We start from the raw sequence: 19,970 nt of genomic DNA on the forward strand, positions 1-19,970 counted from the left end.
CGGGAGGGCGACGTAAAACGCCCATTATGCGCAGAGACCGTCAGATCGGCTACCAGCCAATGCCAGCCAGACGTGGCAGCCTCTATCCTCACGTGCCCTGCGCGGTATTACGCCTGCTGTGTCACCGAACCATCCGCTTCTATGCTGATAGGCGTGCGGGCATGCAGCGTTCTGAACGCGGTCTCGTCCAGCGCCACCACCGGGCAATGCATATCGTAGAGTGTCGATACCACCAGGGCGGCGGCCGTCACGTTGATATCGGGTTTGTTAAGCACCAGCCCGGCAGGGCCGGTGCACAGGCGCAATGATTCCCCCAGCACCCCCGGCGTTCCGGAGGAGCCGCGCGTTCCCGGCATCACCACGATCTTGCCGGTCATGACCGCGCCCACCTGTGGATGCTGCTGATCAATGATGGTGCCGGTCTCGGGATCGTAGCCGCCCCAGAAACTCAAGGGTTCATCAAGCACAAGTACGTCGCCACTGGCACTGCCCGCGTTTAATACCTTGCCCTGCAATTTCATACCGCCGCCCTCCCCCAGAATTCACCGCTCCACAGCTGCTCATCGCGCCAGACATCACCCCGTACGGCCGACTCGACGCACTCCTGCATGCTGCCAAAGACCACGCCCAGCTTGAGCATACCCGGCGCATAGTAGGCCCACTTGCCGGAGTTGGTCATGACCCGCCCCTGGATGCCGTTCACCACCGGCGTGAAATAGGTGCAGGTATCGACAATCATCCTGATACCGGCCTGCTCAATAATCGCCAGCCAGCCCTTTTCCCGCACCTGGTCCAGGATAAAGCGACTGGTGGATATGTAGAAATTGACCTCGGGGTGCACCTTGCGGCCTTCCACCAGGGGGACCAGTTGCTGGAATTCGGTGTAGGAAAAATGCGGCGTGCCCAGGCAGACAGCCCCCAGTTTCCCTGCGGTGGAGTTGGTCAGGGCATCCCGTGCCTTGATCAGCATCTGCGGGCTGATATCAACGACCCTGTCGGGCTTGCCCCCCTGGAAGGCATCATCCAGGGTCGTCGCCTCCGGCGTAACCCCAACGGCATGGAACAGGCTCACCGACCCGGACGCCGCACCTGCGGCACTGATCGCCTTCAGCTGATCCTCGCTGGCCGTGGCCGGCAGGCCGTCGATAACCGGGATTTGGCTGCCGGACTCCCAGCCCAGCACGATACCCAGCACATGGTAGAAAATATCCTCCTGGCGAAGGGCCATGGGAATATCGGCCAGGCGGAACAAAATCTCGCCCCGGCGGCATTCGTCCCGATGCAAGCCGGCCAAGGGCGCTCGCCCCGTGACCGCGGCACAGATATCCAGAAAATCACCGTACTTGTTGGTACGCGCGCCCAGCACCGAATTGTAGAACGCCACGGCATTGGACTCGGAGCCGACGATCTGGTCACCCAGGCCCGGGCGCTTTTTCAGCTGATAGGGTGCGCAGGTCCAGACAACCTCGCAGCCAAGCTGCTCGTAGATCGCCATCAGGCGCTTGGCGCCCTTCACTGCCGCCTCATTGGATTTTTCCGGCCGCAGTTCCGGGTGCAGCAGATCGATAAGACCCACGTTAGTCAGCGTCGGTACCGCGACGGTACCGCCCTCGGCCAGCAGGAATTCCGCGAAATCCACCCCCACCTCGCCACTGTAAAAGCAGCTGTTGACATGGGCCAGGCTCACATCGATCAGGCAGGGTGCGCCCGACACTTCGGCCGCCTTGAGCATCACCTGCATGGCGAGCTGCTTGGCCTTCCCTTCTGCGCCCGATAGCAGGCGCTCGTCATACTCACTCAGTTGCACCATAGGGTTTCCTCTTCTGCCCACACTGCAGGCAGGTCGCACAGTGTTGATGGGGCACCGGCACAGCGGCACGGTACCCGTAGAACAGCAGGGGCCGGCTATCAGGTGCGCGGATACAGGGTTTCGGTATTGCCATCCACACCGACGATCTGGCCGGAGATATGACGGCCATAATCGGAGGTCAGGAAGCAGATCAGGTCGGCGATCTCCTCCGGGTCCACGTAGCACTGCATGGAGGTGCCAATGGCATAGAGACGGCGCACTTCTTCAGGGTCGATATCTTCCGCCGCGGCATGGGCCTTGATGACCCGCTCCATGCGCTCGCCGTTAACGTTACCCGGCACGATGCCGTTGACGCGGATATTGTCCGGACCCAACTCCATGGCGAGCGTCTGGGTGAAACCCGTCACGGCCCACTTGGCCGCAACGTAAGGGCTGCGATTCGGGAAGCCCAGGATGCCGGCGGCAGACACCAGGTTGATGATCACACCCTGCTTCTGCGCACGGAAAACCGGCACGGCACGACGCGCACAGTAGAACTGGGCATCGATACAGACACCCATGGTCTGGCGCCACTCGTCATCGGTGACATTCTCGACCGGCTTGGTTGGGCCGCCCACGCCGGCGTTGTTTACCAGGATATCCAGCCCGCCCGGCAGGAACTGATCAAACATGGCATCCACTTCGCTGGAACTGGACACGTCGCAGACATAGCTGGTCACCTCCGGCGGCAGCGTAGCCAGCGCTTCGCTGTCGACGTCACAGGTGAATACGGTCGCACCGAGCTTGTGCATGGCCAGCACCGTGGCCCGCCCCATGCCGGCGGCACCGGCAGAAATGAAAACCCGCTTGCCCTTGAGTGAAATCTGCATGTTGACTCCGTAAAAATTGCGCCTGGTTGGCATTGTTGTTGGCCGCAAGGCTGGGATGATCGACATCCCGGGCCTGCAGAGTCGGCAACCGACCTGCGCTTAAATTATCGTTAAGCCTGAACGCCGACAAACGATATAATTTAGGCAGTTTGATTCAGTTTTGGTTATGCGAAGAGCGGGCTTTCAGCAATATTGCGTACCACCAGGCCTTGCAAACGGGAATACGGCACCGAGCCGCCCGGAAGAGAGTCCGGGCGGCCCGCAACGCATGCAATGGGAATCTGTATACAGGGGCGGAGCGGCATGCGGACATCGCTGATATCAGCGAGTAACAGCGCGAGACATGGCCTCGGCACGGCATCGTTGTCATGACGAGCGCGTCGCCAGGGGGAGGATTTAACGGTACCGTGCTACCGGCTGTCCCAGCACATCGGCCCTGGGGCTGACCCCGAGCCCTGGCCTGTCGTCAACCCGAATACGGCTGCGCTCGACAACAGGTGCACCATCGGTCGTCTCCGTCTCGATAAGATTCATCGGGTCCCACACATGCAGCAACACACGCTCGGGCGTCGAGTGGGCCAGGTGGCTGATGGCGGCACTGGTAATGCCGCTGCCGCCCATGCACTGGATATGCACACCGACATTCAGCTCGGCGCAAAAGTCGCGCATGCGCCTTGCTGCAGACAGGCCGCCAACACGCCCCGGCTTGATACTGACCCCATCCAGCACCCCGTCTTCACGGGCCCGCAGCAATAGATTGAGGTCTGCCGCGCACTCATCCAGGATCATCGGGATGCCGCAGGCCCTGCGCAGGTCCCGGCACTCCTCGTAGGTTCGACACGGTTGCTCGAGGGTAATATCGATATCCCCGATACCACGTATAACACGCAAACCTTCATCAACTCGCCAGCCTCCATTCACGTCGACCTTGACGCTCTCGTCCCATTCCAGGCGTTCGCCAAGCGCCCGAATAAAGGCGATATCAGCCTTGGCATCACCACTGGCCTTGGCCGCAAATTGCTTGATGCCATCGCCGCGATAGCGCGCCATCATGCCCTCCAGCTGCGGATCGACACGGGCACCGATATGGGCCGAGACTTTCAGCTCCTGGCTCTGCATGCCACCGAGCAGCATGTACAGCGGCAGCCCGGTGGACTTGCCGAAAATATCCCAGCACGCCATTTCCAGCCCATGCTTGGCATAGCCGTGCCCCATCAGCAGCTGATCCATGGCCTCGCACATGACACCCAGCTGTCGCGGATCGAGCCCGATCAGCTGCGGTGCCATCTCATCAATGGCTGCACGTACTCCGCGGGCAAAGGCTGGCAGGTAGACGGGCCCCCAGGGCACACTTTCGCCCCAGCCGATGATACCTGTATCCGTGACCAGCCTGACAATGGTGGAATCGACGCTGGCAACAACGCGCCCGCCGGACAACGCCTGACCGCCGTGCCGCCCGCGCAGGTCCACCTGGAACACGTCTATCGATGCTATTTTCATTTAACCCACTTCAGGCTCAGCGGCCTGCCATGCATAACGGAAGGCGGGTCAGTGACCCGCTGAAACCTGGTGGTCCGCACCATAAACAGCCACCGGTTCGCCCAGCACCGCCATACGCGGCTCAACCCCCAACCCCGGCTTGCCGGATGCACGCATATAACCGTTCTCGACCTGCACGCCTTCATCGCCAAAGGTCACATCAGACATTTCCGTGCAGTCCCAGACATTCAGCAAAAGCTCCGTTGGTGTCGCATGGGCGAGATGGGCGATTGCGGCCTGGGCAAAGGCACCACCACCGGTATCCTGAATGGTCAGCGCAATGCCCATTTCGACACAAAGCTCCTTGATCAGCCGCGCCTTTGTCAGGCCACCGACCTTGGAAACCTTAAGGTTCATGACATCGGCGGCGTCATCCCGCGAGGCGCGCAGCACTATGTCGAGGCCCTGCATAACCTCGTCCAGGATCATGGGATGGTCGGTCTGCCTGCGCACCGATAGCGTCTCTTCGTAGCTGGCGCAGGGGGACTCGATATAGAGATCAAACTCGCGCAGCGCCCGCATGACCCGCAGGGCCGCATGTTGCTTCCAGCCAGTATTGGCGTCGACCATCAGTACTTCGCCCGGCTGTATGACCTGGGCCACGGCACGAAACTGGGAAATATCCTTGTCAGGATCACCACTGGCCTTGGCCGAATAGTGGCTATAGCCCCGGGCACGAAAGTGCTCGATATCCGCGATCATTTCAGCCGCGGTCGGCGTGTCCGACACCGAGGCAACAATCGGCATGCGTGGCGTTGCCATGCCGCCCAGCAGATCGTACACCGGCATGCCGGTGGCCTTGCCAAGAATATCCCAGCAGGCCAGATCGAGCGCAGATTTCAGGTAAAACTGCCCCTTCAGCGTCTTGTCCATCAGACGGTTGATGTTGCCGAGTTTCCTGGGGTCCTCACCGATCAGTACCGGCGCCAGCTCGGCAATGCCAGCCCTGGCGCCTGCGGCAAAACCGGGCAAGTAGGAAATGCCAAACGGGCAGGTTTCACCCCAGCCGGTCAGGCCGGCATCGGTCTCGATCTCCACAACGGTGCTATCCAGCGCTTCGAACGAACGCCCTCCGGACAGCCGATACGCCCCCCTGGCAAAGGGCAAAGACACCTGATACACCGAAATTTTGCTAATTTTCATCATTGATAGCCTGACCTGTTCATTCAACACAGCTGAACGTTTTACGTGCCACAGAAGCCGGCCTTTCGCCGGGAATAGTTGTCGCGGACAGCCGCCAAAGCCGGCTGCCCATCAATCACGTCGAAACTTGCCCGGCAAGCAACCGACTGAATCCCTGTCGACTAGAGCAACGCCGCCCTGATTTTGTCAGCGGCCTCGTCACTCACCCAGCCCTGCCACAGGTGCGGATAATTCTTCAGGAAATACTCAGCCACCTGCGCGGGCTCGGCCTTGTTGTCATCGCCCCAGGCCAGCAGCTCGTTATACACGGTGGGATCAAAGCTAACCTTGCTCAGAAAGGCATACACCGACGGTGCCTGGTCTTTGAGCGCGCTGATCACCAGGGTGTTTACCTGGGATGAGTTGAATCCGCCGGCATGGGGGTTTTCACATTCGGCTTCGCGGTTGCAGGCATCCAGCACCGGGTCGTGGGGATTTGTTGCCAGGCGTACCATGTCGTATTTTCCGAGGATCGAGGAAGGCCCCCAGTAATAGCCCAACCAGGGTTTCTTGCGCTTGTAGGCCGAGGCAATGGTGGCATCCAGCGCCGCGCCCGAGCCTGGCGAGTAGTTGACATAGCTGCTGCCCAGCTCATAGGCCTTGAACAGGTTGGTGTTAACGATCTCGCAGCCCCAGCCCGGCGGGCAGTTGTAAATGCGCCCTTTCTCCGGATCGTTGGCATCGGGAAACAGGTGCTTATATTTGGGAAGATCGTGCACCGACTTCAGGTCCGGGTACGCTTCACTCAGATATTTCGGAATCCACCAGCCCTGCACACTGCCGCCCTGCACCACCTCCCCGGCAATAGTGATCATGCCGGATTCAACACCCTCGCGCACTATCTCCTCGGCATTGGCCATCCAGAATTCAGGCGCTATGTGGGGCTGACCCTTGGCGGCCATGGTGGTGGCGGTGGGCACCGTATCACCGGGAATTAGCTGGGTCTGGCAATCATATCCGGTTTGCAGAATTTGCGATTCGATATGCGCCAGCGTGGCCGCGGATGCCCATGTCATGTTGGCAATCTTGATGACTTCATCGGTCTCGCAATCGGCACGAGCGGTGGCGGAACCTATACCGAACAACACCAGTGCGGTCGATGCGGCGGCAAAGCGCAGAACCTTTTTCATGGAATACTCCTGAGTTCTTGTTTGAGAACTCAAGGTACCCAGCTGGCAAACCGGCGACAAACGATATATCTGCCGCGTTTTGCATCAGTTTTGGTTAAGTGAAACACCGACCATCAGTCCCGAGGATTATCCAGCAAGGTCCCGTGGGAAGCCCGGTCCAAGGACGGGGCAGGATCAGACCAGCGCAGCCTGGCCGTCCAGCACCACAGCGGCGTTAACCGAGGTTGGTTATATGCGCTTCCAGTTCCTTGGCAAAACAGCTGATGGCCTCGCTGCTTTCGCCTGCGCTGCGGTGCAGTTCGATCTCGATGTTCCCCAGGTCCGGCAGCGACGCGCACTCATCCAGAATACGCCACTCCCCTGCCTTAACGAGGGAGGCGGACATGGCCGAGATGGCCAACCCGTTCGAGATCGCGATATCAAAGCCCGTTACGCCCTGGCATTCAAAGGCAACGTAGGATTCAAGCCCGTGCTTGTTCAGCACATCCAGCACCCGGCGGCGATAGTCACAGCCCTGCTCATAGAGCGCCAGCGGAATGGGGGCCGACAGGTCGGGCACGTAATCGCTGGCACCCACCCACACCAGTTTCTCCTTGCGCACGATAATGCCGCCGGGCTCCTGCGGTGAGCGGGTCACCAGAATCAGGTCCAGGTCGCCTTGATGCAGGCTGCGAAACAGCAGGGGGCTCGGAGCATTCTTGATCTGCAGCCGTATCTTGGGAAAACGCTGGATAAAACGCTTGAGCACATCCTGGATGAAACTGCGGGCATAGCCATCCGGCACACCAAAGCGCACCACACCGGCGATATCGTCATCGTTCACCGCATGGTAGGCCTCGTCGGCCAGGGCCAGGATCTTGCGCGCATAGGCCAGCAGCGTTTCACCTTCGTGGGTCAGGCTGATGCTGTTGTAATTGCGCAGCAGCAGGGGCTTGCCCACCGACTCTTCCAGCTTTTTCAGCTGGATGCTGATCGCCGCCTGGGTACGGTGCAACGACACCGCGGCCTTGGAGATACTGCCCGCCTCGACAATGGAGACAAAGGTGACCAGCTGATTGAAATCAAAACGCTTCATTACCACTCCTGGACCAATAGCCCGACATCCCGCTCAATGGCCATGAAAACCAAAGTGGCTAGTGTGCCACGGAACCGGCAGTCGGACTACGACACCCAGCCGGACTGGCGCATCCACTGCAGCAGCTGCGGCGCCTGGGCTCCGCGCTCACCGAGCGCCCGGGCCAGTGCCGCCTGCCCCGCACTCGCATCCGGTGCCTCGCGCCAGGCGCGCAGCAGCGGCGCCAGGGCAACACCGTTGAGGTGCCAGATGCCCAGCGGCTGATCCGGCGTGACCACCACCTCGGCCTCATCGATCAGGTCACCGTTGAGCACGGCGCGGCGCTCGATGCTTACCTGCCCGGGAGTCACGCTCTGGTGCACCTCCACGCTATCGGGCCAGGCCCGGCGGGCCTGCCAGAAGGAGTTGCCGGCGCTGTGCTGTTCCATGGCATAGAAGTCGCGACCGATACGGGCAAAGCGGTAAAACAGGTGCTCGACCCGGGCCTGGTGGAAAGCCCGGGCCTGGGCACGGCGTTGAGGATGACGCAACAGCGTATTGATGACCGCCGGCGCCTGCAGCGCACTGGACAGTGACTGGAAAATGCCGTTGCCGGAAAGCGGGTCTACCGCCATGGCCGCATCGCCGACACGAATCCAGTTGTCCCCCACCGGTTCCCGGCACAGGATCGGCGTACTGGTACGGGCATGGGGCGTCCCGACAGGGCTGGCACCGGCCATAAAGGGGGCTGCCCGGGCAAGGCTCGAAAGGCGCGTAACACAGTATTCGGTGAGCTGCTCCTTGGGTGGCAGGTTCGCGCTGGCAACATCCAGGGTGAGCTGCAGATAGCGCAGGCCTCCCTCGGTCGCCGCCATCCAGGCCCAGCCATCGCCAAAGCTCTGTACAGCGGACATCGGCGCCCGTTCCGGCCCCTGCCAGGCCTGCAGCAGGCTCACGGTTTCAGGCCCGCGCAGGCGCTCGAGCCCGGCACCGGGGGCTGCCCGCCCGCGGGCTTCCACCAGAAAATCGGCCTGCAGTACCTGAACATCCCCGCCCTGTTCGCCCTGCACCTCGACCCGGTAGCCATTGCCGCAGGTTCGGCTGCTGCGCACACGCCCGTCCAGCAGCGTCACGCCCTGGGCCTGCAGCTCGATGCCAATGGCCCGATCCAGCTCAACCCGTCGCAGCAGCCGCTCGGTATTGGCACCACTGGTCTGCCCGCTCCAGGTCACCTCCCGCGGCGAGGGCTCAGGGACCTGGGCCAGCGCCTGTTCAAAGCCTGCCTGGCGCAGGCCGGCCAGTACCCGCTCGGATACACCCTCAACGGCCGCAAAGGGCCGGGCCTGACCCGCCACCGTGACCCGGTAGCCCAGTCGGCGCAGCCCCAACGCCACGGCGCCCCCGGCGGGGCCGGCACCCAGCACGACTATATGCGGATCGGCCTGCATGCCCCCGGCCTGTGTTTGTGCGCCCGCTTCACCCTTCACCGCCATGCATGGCTCCTTGCTCAACGCTCGCTTACTGCCACGCGCTGACAGCAATCCTCAAAAATGCCGCCCCAGTGTAACGGCTACCCCCTGTCGGATACAGACGCAAAAAAGCCGACACCCGCAGGGCATCGGCTTTTTCGTCGCTCGGAGCAAGCTCAGACCCGGATCAGTCCTGCAGCTTGTCCCAGACTTCCTGGTCGCGCGCGTCCGTCCAGATGCGCGGCCAGTCGATACCATCGAACTCGTCCCACAGGCGCTGCACGTCAAACGGCAGGCAGTGCTCGAAGATCGGCCACATGCCGAACTTCGGCGCCAGGTGATCGCGGGTCTGCTCGAAGGCTTCCTTCAGGGTGCCGCCGCGCCTGTGCACTTCGCCGACCTTTTCCTTCATGCCGTTGAGAAAGCCCCGGGTCTGCTCGATGGCGGCATCCACGTCTTCACGGCCGTGGGCCACGGCACCGCGGCCGCCGATCAGGGTTTCGGCGCCGTAGGCCTTGACCTTGTCCAGCGTCTCGGTGGACCAGTCAAAGTGGAAGGCGTCCCCGGTGTACAGCGCCGCAGCGGCCTCTACCAGATCGCCGGCAAAGAGGATCTTGTGCTTGGGCAACCAGGCGACGATGTCGCCGGCGGTGTGACCACGGCCGCAGTGTTCCAGGATCAGGCTGCCACGGTCGCCACCCAGCGGTATTTCCAGGCGGTCATTGAAAACGATGTCCGGGTGGGTCAGGCCGGGAATGCCGTCGGGCTCACGGAACAGGCGCGGCATGCGGCCGTATTCACTGGCCCAGTCCTGCATGCCCCGCTCCTCGATCAGGAATTGGGTCTTTTCGTGGGCGATGATGCTCTGGGCTTCGTAGGCAGACGCCCCCAGTACGCGCACCGCATGGTAGTGCGACAGCACCAGGTATTTCACCGGCTTGTCGGTGTACGCCCGCAGCTGTTCCAGCCAGTCGCGGGCCGCCTTGGGGGTGGCGCGGGCTTCAAAGGCAATCAGGAAGTCTTCGGCTTCAATGACGCCGACATTGGGGTCGCCTTCGGCGGTGAGGGCGAATACGCCATCGGCCAGTACTTCGAGGGTTTCTTTCTTGTCGCCAAGGTCCGCAGAGGACGCAAAAGGTTTTTTAGCCATGATTCCTGTTCCTGTGTTGAATCGTTTTTCCGCCGGGCCTTGCCCGGCACTATAGGGTGGGGTCGCGCACGGACAAGCCGCCCTCTGACCCGCAGTTAACTCAAGCGATTAGATCTGTTGTGCCAGGGCGCTGGCCGCCGGCAGCTGTTCGCGGGCAATGCGTGCCGCCTCGGCCAGTACCTGCAGATCACCAATATGGTTGCCCAGCAACAGCAGCAGGCGGGCATTCACATCCATGCACTGCGCGGGCTCGAGCTCGCGATACAGTTCCGTGAGCAGGGCGTAGTAGTCGTCCGGTACGGCCAGGTTGTTGTCGGTTATCAGGTGCGGCATCGATGCTCTCCTCTCAGTGTCCGGTGGCAGTGCGTTGCATGGCCTGGATGCGCCCAGGATCGAAACTGCGGCCACGGCCGCAGACATGCTGGTCCGGGCGCATCAGGTAGAAGGTGCCGGGGGCGGCATCGAAGCGCTCGGCCAGGATGCCCAGGTGATCCACCAGCAGCTCCACCCCGTCGGGCAATTCCAGCGCACATGGCTGCCGGGACACCAGGCGCGTCCCTACCGGCACCGGTTGCGACGCCAGTTGCGCCAGAACGGCGAGTTCGGTGGCACTGGGCAGGTTGGCGTCGTCAATAAACCAGAGCAGATTGAACGCATTGCCCAGGCGGCTGAGCAGGAAGTCATCCTCGCCGTTGCGCTGTACCGGCCCGTCGGTGCTCGGTGCTCCCGGCACCATGGCGCTGTCAAAGGCCTCGGCATCGGCATCGGCAGTATTCAGGCGCGAATCGGCATACACCGAGGGCAGCGACAGGCGCCCTGAATTCACCAGGTGGCGGGCAAAGGGATAGTCACGCGCCAGGTTCAGTACCGCATCGCGCAGCGCGCGGCTGGCCTCGTTCTTGGGCGTAATGAAATCTGTGGAACGGGTCGAATTCCTGATATTTTCGTCCGCGGCCAGCAGGCGCTCCCCGGTGTAGGTGTCCAGCAGCGTCGCAGGGGCCTGGTCTTTGAGTACCAGCGCCAGTTTCCAGGCCAGGTTGTCGGTATCCTGTACCCCGGAGTTGGCGCCGCGGGCACCGAAGGGTGATACCTGGTGCGCCGCATCGCCGGCAAAGAGCACCCGGCCGTGGCGAAAATCATCCATGCGCCGGCAGCAGAAGGTGTAGACACTGGCCCACTCCAGTTCAAACTCGACCTCCTCACCGAGAAAGGCCTGCACGCGGGGAATAATGTTTTCCGGTTTCTTCTCTTCCTCCGGGTCCGCCTCCCAGCCGAGGTCAAAGTCGATGCGCCAGACATTGTCTGGCTGGCGATGCAGCAGGGTGGACTGGCCATCGTGGAACGGCGGGTTGAACCAGAACCAGCGTTCCGGCGGAAAGCGCTTGGGGTCCATCAATACATCGGCGATCAGGAAGCGGTCCTGGAAGACCTGGCCGCTGGAGGTCAGGCCGCACAGGGCACGGATATCGGAATTGGCGCCATCGCAGGCCACCAGGTAATCGGCTTCAAGCCGGTAGACCCCATCCGGCGTCTCTATGCTCAGCAGCACGCCATCGTCCAGCTGTTCAAGGGCGGTAATCCTGTTTTTCCAGCGCAGGTCTACGCCATCCAGCTCATCGATGCGTTCCACCAGGTACTGCTCGACATAGTACTGCTGCAAGTTGATAAAACCGGGACGGCGGTGATGGGATTCGGGCAGCATGTCAAAGCTGTAGACCTGGTCCTGCTCGAAGAAGACCTTGCCCAGGTTCCAGCCCACGCCCTTCTGGATCATGCGCTCACCGATGCCCAGCCGGTCCATGATTTCGAGCAGCCGCTTGGCGTAGCAGACCGCCCGTGAACCGACACTGACGGTGTTGTTGTCGTCCAGCACCACCACCGGAATGTCGTGCAGTGCAAGATCAATGGCCAGCGCCATGCCAACAGGACCGGCGCCACCGATCACCACCGGACGGCGTACCGGCGTATCGCTGTCCTGGTCGGTGCTGCGCACATAGGGATAACGGGGAAAGGTATAGGTTTTAATCATTGTGCCGCTCTTCTTCTTGTGGCCCGCCCCGTCGCTGTTATGCAAACCAGCGACGGGAATCCGTCTTGAGTGAAGCCAGCATAACCAAGCGACGGGACGGGATAATCAGGAGAAGAAGAAGAAGTTTATTTCCGCTAAGGAAACAATACGGCTCAGCGGTCGGCGGCTTTACCAACCGATGGCAGGCTCTGGGGCAGGTGTTCATCCAGCCAGCCGGCAAAGAAATCCACGAACCGGGTCACCTTCAGTGTCGCCGATTCGCGGTTGGGGTAAAAGGCATAGGTGGCCAGGCGCTCGGGCTCGGCATCGGGGAAGACTGGCACCAGCTCGCCCCGCGCCACCTGGGGGGCGATCAGAAAGGAAGCAAGATTCGCAATGCCCCGGTGCGCCAGCAGGGCCTCCCGCACCACCAGGCTGTTGTTCGCCCGCAGGTCGCCACTCACCGTGGCCACTTGGGCCGATTCACCGGGGGCGGCAAGCTGCCACTGGTGGGCGTTTTCGGCATGCACAAAGATCAGGCAGTTGTGGGCCTGCAGCGCCTCGGCCGAATCCGGTATACCCTGGTCGGCCAGGTACTCTGGTGTGGCACAGATGAACATCGGAATATCGCAGAGCTTGCGCGCCACCAGGCTGGAATCCGGCAGCTGGGACCCCTTGATACGAATCATCAGGTCGTAGCCCTCGCGCACCATGTCAGGCATGCGATCATCCAGGGTGACTTCGAGCCGAATATCGGGGTAGCGCGCCATGAATTCCGGCAGCGCCCGCGACAGCACCAGCTGGCCAAAGGTCATGTTGCTGGAAATGCGCAGCAGCCCGCGGGGTTCGCCCTGCAGCTCGGCCACCAGGTTTTCGGCCCCGGCAACCTCCTCCAGCACCACCTTGCACTGTCGATAGATGGCCTCCCCGATATCGGTGACGTTGAGGCTGCGGGTGGTACGGTGCAGCAGGCGCGCCTTGAAATGCGACTCCAGCATGGCCACCTGCTTGCTGACGGCCGAGCTCGATACCCCCTGGTCATCCGCCGCCTGGGTAAAGCTTCGCAGCTCCACCACCCGCACAAATACCCTCATCGCCGACAGCAGATCCATCCATTTCCCCCAGGCCAGTTAACAGACACACAGGGTACAAGGCTGACATATTTATTCCTGGAGCGCATCAATCCGGCGTCTGGCGGCCGTCAACACCCGACGGGCTGTGGTGGCGTTGCTCACCTTCGTCACTTCACTGGAGGTATCGCCCATGGCCGTGATCTTCGTCATCCTGATGATCTACATGATCCTTGGGATGGTGTTCGAGAGCCTGTCGATGCTGCTGCTCAGGGTACCGGTCTTCTCTCCGCTGGTGCAGAGCCTGGGCTTCGACCCGGTGTGGTTCGGCATCGTGGTGGTAATCGTCACCGAAATCAGCCTGATCACCCCACCGGTGGGCATGAACGTCTTCGTGCTCAGCGCCGTGCTGCCGGATGTGCGCACCGGCACCATTTTCCGTGGCATCACGCCCTTCTGGTGTGCCGACATCGTGCGGCTGCTGCTGGTCACGCTGGTGAGCTGGGTGTCCCTGGTGCTGCCGCAGCTGCTGTATCGATAAAGCAAGGGGCCAGGAGGGCAAGGACAAGGGGCAAGGGGCAAGGGGCAAGGGGCAAGGGGCAAGGATAAAGGGCATCAAACCTGGTCCCAAAACCTGATCAATAATACGACTAACTCTTATTTACAAAAGTGAATAGGAACTACTCGCATCTGCCGTTACAATAGCCGGCTGAGTTCCCAGCCCTTTTGCACGCGTACGACACGAGTAGTTACGGTCATGTTTTTCGATCTCGATCGCCTTCGGGCCTACGGCACCCGCCCCTGTTTACTGGACCCTCATGGCACAAGCCTGAGTTATGCCGACCTTGCCGACCAGGCCGGTGCCTTTGGCGCAAACCTGAACAAAAGCCTGCCCCCGTCCGAACAGCCGGGTTCGCCCGCTGGCCGCCGGCTGATCGCCATTGAAGCCGTCTCCGAGCCCGTGGCGATCAGTGCCTACATCGGCACCCTGGCCGCAGGCCATGCCGTGCTGCCGATACCCGCTGGCGCCAGCGATAGCGCCACTGCCCTTGAACAGCGCTTTCGCCCGGCCGCGAGCTTCAGGCGCATCGATGGCCACTGGCAGCTGCTGACACACGACAGGCCCGCCGCCGTGCATCCGGAACTGGCGCTACTGCTGCAAACCTCCGGCAGCACCGGCCAGGGACGCGGTGTGCGGCTGTCCGCCCGGGCGCTGCAGGCCAATGCCGAGTCCATCGCCGAGTATCTGGAGCTGGATGCCGGGGATCGTGCCGCGCTGATCCTGCCGCTGCACTATTCCTACGGTATCTCGGTACTGCACTCCCACCTGCTGCAGGGAGCCAGCCTGTGGCTGCACCCGGACTCCGTGCTGACGCCCGGCTTTGGCGCCGCGCTGGCGGCCAGTGGCGCCACCAACCTGGCCGGTGTACCGCACCACTTCAGCCTGCTTGAAAGCGCCGGTCTTAGCGAGGCACTGCCCGCCAGCCTGCGTTTTCTGAGTGTCGCCGGTGGCGCCATGGCACCGAAAAACGTGACCGAATGGGCCGCACGGATGGAAGCCCGCGGCGGTCGTTTCCAGGTGATGTACGGCCAGACCGAAGCCTGCGCCCGTATCGCCTGGCTGCCACCGGCCCTCGCCCGACAGGAACCCGATGCCATCGGCATTGCCATTCCCGGCGGCGAGCTTGCGCTGCGCGATGAGCAGGGGCATATCATCACCGCGCCCGAGGGCGAAGGCGAACTGGTCTACCGTGGCGCCAATGTCATGATGGGCTATGCCGAGAACGGGGCAGACCTGGCCCGCGGTGCCGAACTCAGGGAACTGGCCACCGGCGACCTGGCCCGGCGCGATGGCAACGGCATTTACCGCATCAGCGGCCGGCTGGCACGCATGTCCAAGATTGCGGGCATCCGCATCGGTCACGACGCCCTGGAGCGCGCCCTGGCCGATGCCGGGCGCGAGCTTGCCGTGTGGGGTGATGACCGGCGCATCGGCATTGCCGTGACCGGTGCCACCCTGGCCCCCGACCGGATACAGGCGCGCGCTGCAAAACTCAGTGGCATCGGGTCGCAGCATTTCGACATCCATACGCTGCAGGACCTGCCAAGGCGCAGCAACGGCAAGATCGATTACCCGGCGCTCAAGGCCCAGCCTGGTAGCCGCCCCCCCAGCAAGAGCGTGCTGGCCGCCTACCGCGCCACCTTCGCCCCGCGCCAGGTAAACCCCACCGACAGCTTTGCCAGCCTGGGCGGTGATTCCCTGAGCCATGTGGAACTGACGCTCGCGCTGGAAGAGCGCATCGGCGGCGTGCCCCAGGGCTGGGAGCGCATGGCCATCAGCGATCTTGAACAGGCCAAACCACCCAGCGGCCAGAGCCTGCCCACCGAGATGGTGGCCCGCGTGCTGGCGATACTGGCGGTGGTGGTATCCCACCAGACACTCTGGCCGCTCTATGGTGGCTCGGCGGCCATGATCGTGCTGATGGGCATGAGCGTTGCCGCCTATCGCTGGGATGCCCTTGCCGGTGGCAACATGCGCGCCTACTTCACCCCGATGCTGGGCGTGCTGCTGCCCTACTACGCGGTACTGGCTGGCTATGCACTGGCGTGGGGGCAGGTACCCTGGGTATCGGCATTGCTGCTGGGGAATTTTGCCCTCACCACGCCTGAAACCCAGCAGATGCTGCCCTTTCTCTACTGGTTCGTGGAAGCCTATGTGCAGATCTCGCTGCTGATCGCCATTCCCTTCATGATTCCTGCGCTGCGGCGAAGGCTCGCCGGGCAACAGCACAACAGCGACAGGCGACGCTTTCAATTTGGCCTCTGGCTGTTTGGCGTCGCGGCCATCGCCCGCTTTAGCATCCCGGAGGTCTGGCCCATGCAGGGCCGCGCCCTCTTTACCGTGCCCTGGGTGCTATACATGTTCGCACTGGGCTGGTGCATCAGCACGGCGCAATCGCAGCGCGAGCGGCTGCTGGTGCTGGGGCTGGCCTGCCTGATCATGCCGCTGGCGGCCTACATGGGCGGCAACTGGCACGGCGGCTGGATCAAGTACATGAGCCTGCTCGCCCTGGTGGCGCTGCTGTGCTTCGTGCCCCAGGTCCGCCTGCCAAGGCTAGCGATCAGGCCCCTGATGCGCCTTGCCCAGGCTGCCTTTCCGATCTACCTGCTGCATCGGCTGGTACCCGAAGTCCTGATGCCCATGGTTGGCATCGAGGGGCGCGGCCCCGTCATCAATGCCCTGGCCATTGCCGGCGGCATTGGTCTTGGGCTGCTGGCCGCCACCGCGCAGCGCCGCCTGCTGGCCCGACGGGCAATCCGCAAGGATGCCGCCAGCGGCCAGCTGGCAGGCGCGGCGAACGGCTAGCCGGCACTGTACTGCAGGCGGCTGTCACTGGATTTGGTGCCACGGACCTGTTGCCAGGAGGCTGCCGCCTGGCATTGAGCGGGCGGCAATCAACCCCAAACAAGCCGCTGACAAGCCCTAGCCTGCCCCAAAGCCGCCGGGCGCATAGCCGCCCGCAATGCCCTTCACGACCATGGCCACAGCATCGTGGGCATGCAGGCTTTCCTGGTGTTCCACCCGGATCTCGAAGTCTTCAATCCAGGCTGTGCGGTTCAGCACCGCCTTGATGCGCCGGGCGGCATCTTCGCAGAACATCAGGTTCTGGCCATTGAGCAGCGCAAAGGCCTGCTCATCCTCCCGCTTTACCGCCGTTTGCACCGGCGTTTGCAGCGCCCCTTCCACAATGCCGATAAGCGCCTCGAGCGCAAAGGCGCTCATCGCCCCCAATCTGACCCGGATACTGGCGAAGGAACGCTGGCTGTGCGGTGTCGCCCAGCTGCCGCCGCGGGTCTGCAGCCAGTCGCCGACCTCGTCGACAGACAGGTTCGCGCGGTCTTGAAACACCCGGTGAAACGCCTGGGCAATCAGCTGACGACTGAGGGATGCGGAACAGGGGCAGGTGCTGGAATAAGGCACACTCAGGCACAGCTCCGTAACGCTGCGGCCCTGCTCCAGCCGGGCTCCCAGGGTCACCGGGTAGGCCTTCCAGCCACGGTTGTCACTGGCCAGCGCAGGACGGCGACTCAGGTACTGGAACCTCAGGGCCAGTGAAGCCGTATCGCTGATCTCCTGATGGCTCTGTAGTGCCTGCTGCAAAAGCCGCTCTAGGCTGCCGGGCGTGACTACCGAGCCCTGGGCAAAGTCTTCAAGCAGCAAATACAGGCGCGACATGTGAATGCCTTTCGCGTGCGGATCGCGCAGGTTGACATGGATGCTCGCCGTGCCCTGAACAGCAAGATCACCACGGTCGGCTTCTGCCACCACAAAAGGCAGGGCGAGCCCGGACATGCCGACGCCATCGAGCGTGCCGCCAACCGCAGCATGGGTGCTGGCTGTCACATCGGGAAGGGAAACACCGGTGGCGGCTGTGGCTGGTGCGGCGGGATTGGAGAGTGTGGCGGTGTTCATCGGCAGCGGAATTCCTGTCTCTGGTGGCATAGGGCGCACGGCGCTCTGGATGGCCGCCGTGCCTGCCCGGTTGTCATTGCTGACGCTATTGAAATCATAAATTATGTTATATCATAACTTTTTACTTCTGTATGCCAAAGGAAAACAGGACAGTGACGAGCGCAATGAATTGCCCGGACCCCCACGGATCGAATGGCTCATATCCAACGCAATGCAGCGTGGCAGCCGACACAGACCCACAGGTGTTAACCCACCTTTACCAGGAGCCCTGCAACCTGGCGATCTGGCAGCGACAGCTGTCGCCAGAACTGCGGGGGTATGTCCAGGCGCTGGCCCGGCAACCCAAGGGGCTGAGCCTGCGCTGCGTACTGGGCCTGGAAGATGTTAACGGCGAACTGCAGCGCAAGCTGCCAATCCATCCGGGGCGGGACTGCCTGATCGCCGATATCGAGTTGCTGGTCGATATGTTCAGCTGCCTGTTCGAACAGCGCCGCGTGGGGTTGCGGCTTGAATGGCTGACCAGAGCGATGTGCCCGAAATTTCATGTCGATCACCTGCCCTGCCGCCTGGTGACCACCTACCTTGGCCGCACAACGCACTGGATCAGCCACGAGCAGCGCCAGCGCGAACCCGGCAATGAAAGCGACTTCCAACAGTTGGCCGAAGGCGACGTGGCGTTGCTCAAGGGTGAAGGCTGGTTCAATAACGAAGGCCGCGGCATCCTGCACCGCTCGCCCGACGTCGCCGGTACGCCGGGACGGCTGTTTCTGTCACTCGATACCATTGATTGAAGCCAGGCATGAGGGGCAAGGGGCAAGGTGAAAGGGGCAAGATTCAAGGTGAAAGGGGCAAGGGCAGAATAAAGCAAAAGGTGGGAATGGCCGTAACAGGCCCCTGGGTTGACACCAGAAGAACGCCTATCGCCTCTTCTGGTATCAAAACCGGGTTGGATTATGGTGCCCTTTCAACCGATCCTGTGAACCTCAGGACGGCAGCTTGGTAATGGTTACCGTTAAGGTACCGCCTGCATCCGTAAACGGAGGGTCCTTGGGGTCACCACCGATCCAGCGGCCCCCTTCCTGGGCCTGTACCCCCGTACTTAAAGACGCGAAATCACCGGTCTTAAGCTTGCCGGTTCTGTTCGGTTCTATCCAGGTGGCATCAAAAGGAATACCGTTGTCACCTGCCTTGAAACAGGAGAACAACAGCTTGCTATTGGAGTCATTGATTACACTAATGGTCTTGGACATTTTGTGTATCCCTACGCTATTCGAAGCCGGAATCACTGATGCAGTGAACCGAATTCATTAAGGCTGCTAATTCCCTTTAGCACATTTCCCTGCCGCAGCCATTAACAGAGTACCGTCGTGGCAGAGCGGTCGGTTTTACCAACCGCTCTCTCACAGGCTTGGCAGTGCGATACCGCTGCACCTCACACTGCCATTACATATCTACTCACCCAAAGCACGCATTCTAGTACCGATGCGCCAGAGGTCAAGCGCGTACGGTCTTGTGAGAATCAAATATCCGGCATGACTTGAAGCTTTTTCCGGTGTTGTGCTGATCCTCTTGAGCCATTTTACTGTTGTGACTTTAAAAACGGCTTACCCACTCATTTACTACCAGGACTTTACCCTGTAAATACATCGGCGCCGGGATGGATGATTCGTTCCATTTTTGAACTACCCCCGGAATTAATTAATAGAAAGAGCGCATTTTCTATCAATTATCGATCATATATAAAAACTTAACCCTGCCTTTTCGAAAGCATTGTCTATTTAAATAACCATATGCAATAAATTGAATTTCTTGTCAAAGCCAGCGTGATGACCGGGTCCTGCATCAGTGGAGATCGGCATGAAAAAATACCGCGACATTTAATGATCCGATGCCACCGGGCCAATTGCAGGGAGTTCCGGGGACAGTATACGTAATTCCAACTACACCTTTGCCTTCCCGGTCGTCCTGTTGTGAGCGTCTTACCGGTAATCAACTCTAGATGCTGAACGAATCCGTTGTCACCCAACGGTCTGGCGGTTCTTGTATGCTGCTGTATCGGCTGTGTCTCTTCGTCCTGTGCCGACGAAAAATAAGCGCCCCAGTCATTCAGCCGTTCAAGCATCGGCTTTACCAGAACCGGCCCGTCACCCTCTGCCACTAGGTGTGCGCAGACACTGGACCATTTCCAGTCAACCGGATGCCGGCATAGCCGCGC

Annotated in this window: 16 protein-coding genes and 1 pseudogene; 3 read left to right on the plus strand and 14 right to left on the minus strand. The window is 61.5% G+C overall.

The features are described from left to right. Nucleotides 1-107: 107 nt before the first annotated feature. The 12 genes from KDW95_RS05240 to KDW95_RS05295 form a co-directional block, all read right to left on the minus strand. Nucleotides 108-521, minus strand: a complete 414-nt coding sequence (locus tag KDW95_RS05240) for an aconitase X swivel domain-containing protein (RefSeq protein WP_255855227.1) — start codon at nt 519-521, stop codon at nt 108-110. After that, nucleotides 518-1,810 carry an aconitase X gene (locus KDW95_RS05245; protein WP_255855228.1) on the minus strand — a complete coding sequence of 431 codons (1,293 nt, stop codon included), beginning with the start codon at nt 1,808-1,810 and terminating at the stop codon, nt 518-520. The genes KDW95_RS05240 and KDW95_RS05245 overlap by 4 nt, the downstream gene beginning before the upstream one ends. Before the next feature lie 98 nt (nt 1,811-1,908). Beyond that, nucleotides 1,909-2,679 (minus strand): SDR family oxidoreductase, encoded by a 771-nt coding sequence (locus tag KDW95_RS05250; protein WP_255855229.1) that lies wholly within the window; start codon nt 2,677-2,679, stop codon nt 1,909-1,911. 396 nt (nt 2,680-3,075) lie between these two features. Then, a complete protein-coding gene (locus tag KDW95_RS05255) occupies nt 3,076-4,179 on the minus strand; it encodes a mandelate racemase/muconate lactonizing enzyme family protein (RefSeq protein WP_255855230.1) in 1,104 nt (367 codons plus the stop codon). A gap of 48 nt (nt 4,180-4,227) precedes the next feature. After that, nucleotides 4,228-5,361, minus strand: coding sequence for a mandelate racemase/muconate lactonizing enzyme family protein (locus KDW95_RS05260; RefSeq protein ID WP_255855231.1), 1,134 nt, complete (start codon nt 5,359-5,361; stop codon nt 4,228-4,230). A 161-nt stretch (nt 5,362-5,522) separates the two neighbouring features. Beyond that, complete coding sequence (locus tag KDW95_RS05265; RefSeq protein WP_255855232.1) at nt 5,523-6,530, minus strand: ABC transporter substrate-binding protein; 1,008 nt, start codon at nt 6,528-6,530, stop codon at nt 5,523-5,525. Between the two features lie 214 nt (nt 6,531-6,744). Next, nucleotides 6,745-7,605 carry a LysR substrate-binding domain-containing protein gene (locus KDW95_RS05270; RefSeq protein ID WP_255855233.1) on the minus strand — a complete coding sequence of 287 codons (861 nt, stop codon included), beginning with the start codon at nt 7,603-7,605 and terminating at the stop codon, nt 6,745-6,747. An 86-nt stretch (nt 7,606-7,691) separates the two neighbouring features. Continuing rightward, nucleotides 7,692-9,077: a flavin-dependent monooxygenase QhpG gene (gene qhpG / locus KDW95_RS05275; protein ID WP_255855234.1), complete on the minus strand. Its 1,386-nt coding sequence runs from the start codon at nt 9,075-9,077 to the stop codon at nt 7,692-7,694. A 163-nt stretch (nt 9,078-9,240) separates the two neighbouring features. Continuing rightward, nucleotides 9,241-10,203, minus strand: a complete 963-nt coding sequence (locus KDW95_RS05280; protein ID WP_255855235.1) for an MBL fold metallo-hydrolase — start codon at nt 10,201-10,203, stop codon at nt 9,241-9,243. Nucleotides 10,204-10,311: 108 nt separating this feature from the next. Beyond that, nucleotides 10,312-10,536 (minus strand): DUF2783 domain-containing protein, encoded by a 225-nt coding sequence (locus KDW95_RS05285; protein WP_255855236.1) that lies wholly within the window; start codon nt 10,534-10,536, stop codon nt 10,312-10,314. Nucleotides 10,537-10,549: 13 nt separating this feature from the next. After that, the gene (locus KDW95_RS05290; protein ID WP_255855237.1) at nt 10,550-12,232 is read right to left on the minus strand and encodes an FAD-dependent oxidoreductase; all 1,683 of its coding nucleotides are present in this window, start codon (nt 12,230-12,232) and stop codon (nt 10,550-10,552) included. Between the two features lie 152 nt (nt 12,233-12,384). Next, nucleotides 12,385-13,323, minus strand: a complete 939-nt coding sequence (locus KDW95_RS05295; RefSeq protein WP_255855238.1) for a LysR family transcriptional regulator — start codon at nt 13,321-13,323, stop codon at nt 12,385-12,387. Nucleotides 13,324-13,438: 115 nt separating this feature from the next. Between KDW95_RS05295 and KDW95_RS05300 the strand changes: the two are divergent. Together KDW95_RS05300 and KDW95_RS05305 are read left to right on the plus strand one after the other, a co-directional pair. Continuing rightward, nucleotides 13,439-13,822: pseudogene (locus KDW95_RS05300) on the plus strand (TRAP transporter large permease subunit); the annotation flags it as partial. A gap of 216 nt (nt 13,823-14,038) precedes the next feature. After that, nucleotides 14,039-16,648 carry an AMP-binding protein gene (locus KDW95_RS05305; protein ID WP_255855239.1) on the plus strand — a complete coding sequence of 870 codons (2,610 nt, stop codon included), beginning with the start codon at nt 14,039-14,041 and terminating at the stop codon, nt 16,646-16,648. A 117-nt stretch (nt 16,649-16,765) separates the two neighbouring features. Here the strand turns inward: KDW95_RS05305 and folE2 are convergent, their stop codons facing one another. Continuing rightward, nucleotides 16,766-17,755: a GTP cyclohydrolase FolE2 gene (folE2, locus tag KDW95_RS05310; protein ID WP_255855240.1), complete on the minus strand. Its 990-nt coding sequence runs from the start codon at nt 17,753-17,755 to the stop codon at nt 16,766-16,768. 242 nt (nt 17,756-17,997) lie between these two features. Here folE2 and KDW95_RS05315 point away from each other — a divergent pair, with 242 nt between their 5' ends. Continuing rightward, nucleotides 17,998-18,546 carry a DUF1826 domain-containing protein gene (locus KDW95_RS05315; protein WP_255855241.1) on the plus strand — a complete coding sequence of 183 codons (549 nt, stop codon included), beginning with the start codon at nt 17,998-18,000 and terminating at the stop codon, nt 18,544-18,546. Between the two features lie 192 nt (nt 18,547-18,738). Here KDW95_RS05315 and KDW95_RS05320 read toward each other — a convergent pair whose 3' ends face one another. Then, on the minus strand, nt 18,739-19,005 hold the full coding sequence (locus KDW95_RS05320) for a hypothetical protein (RefSeq protein WP_255855242.1): 267 nt from the start codon (nt 19,003-19,005) through the stop codon (nt 18,739-18,741). Between the last annotated feature and the right edge of the window lie 965 nt (nt 19,006-19,970).

The organism is Marinobacterium rhizophilum (genome assembly GCF_024397915.1).
Classification (GTDB): Bacteria; Pseudomonadota; Gammaproteobacteria; order Pseudomonadales; family Balneatricaceae; genus Marinobacterium_A; species Marinobacterium_A rhizophilum_A.

Bases quoted from the DNA above. Each gene is read 5' to 3' on its own strand.
- qhpG (WP_255855234.1), bottom strand. From the start codon at position 9,077: ATGGCGGTGAAGGGTGAAGCGGGCGCACAAACACAGGCCGGGGGCATG.
- KDW95_RS05265 (WP_255855232.1), bottom strand. From the start codon at position 6,530: ATGAAAAAGGTTCTGCGCTTTGCCGCCGCATCGACCGCACTGGTGTTG.
- KDW95_RS05240 (WP_255855227.1), bottom strand. From the start codon at position 521: ATGAAATTGCAGGGCAAGGTATTAAACGCGGGCAGTGCCAGTGGCGAC.
- KDW95_RS05260 (WP_255855231.1), bottom strand. From the start codon at position 5,361: ATGAAAATTAGCAAAATTTCGGTGTATCAGGTGTCTTTGCCCTTTGCC.
- KDW95_RS05250 (WP_255855229.1), bottom strand. From the start codon at position 2,679: ATGCAGATTTCACTCAAGGGCAAGCGGGTTTTCATTTCTGCCGGTGCC.
- KDW95_RS05285 (WP_255855236.1), bottom strand. From the start codon at position 10,536: ATGCCGCACCTGATAACCGACAACAACCTGGCCGTACCGGACGACTAC.
- KDW95_RS05290 (WP_255855237.1), bottom strand. From the start codon at position 12,232: ATGATTAAAACCTATACCTTTCCCCGTTATCCCTATGTGCGCAGCACC.
- KDW95_RS05245 (WP_255855228.1), bottom strand. From the start codon at position 1,810: ATGGTGCAACTGAGTGAGTATGACGAGCGCCTGCTATCGGGCGCAGAA.
- KDW95_RS05280 (WP_255855235.1), bottom strand. From the start codon at position 10,203: ATGGCTAAAAAACCTTTTGCGTCCTCTGCGGACCTTGGCGACAAGAAA.
- KDW95_RS05305 (WP_255855239.1), top strand. From the start codon at position 14,039: ATGTTTTTCGATCTCGATCGCCTTCGGGCCTACGGCACCCGCCCCTGT.
- folE2 (WP_255855240.1), bottom strand. From the start codon at position 17,755: ATGAACACCGCCACACTCTCCAATCCCGCCGCACCAGCCACAGCCGCC.
- KDW95_RS05295 (WP_255855238.1), bottom strand. From the start codon at position 13,323: ATGGATCTGCTGTCGGCGATGAGGGTATTTGTGCGGGTGGTGGAGCTG.
- KDW95_RS05270 (WP_255855233.1), bottom strand. From the start codon at position 7,605: ATGAAGCGTTTTGATTTCAATCAGCTGGTCACCTTTGTCTCCATTGTC.
- KDW95_RS05255 (WP_255855230.1), bottom strand. From the start codon at position 4,179: ATGAAAATAGCATCGATAGACGTGTTCCAGGTGGACCTGCGCGGGCGG.
- KDW95_RS05320 (WP_255855242.1), bottom strand. From the start codon at position 19,005: ATGTCCAAGACCATTAGTGTAATCAATGACTCCAATAGCAAGCTGTTG.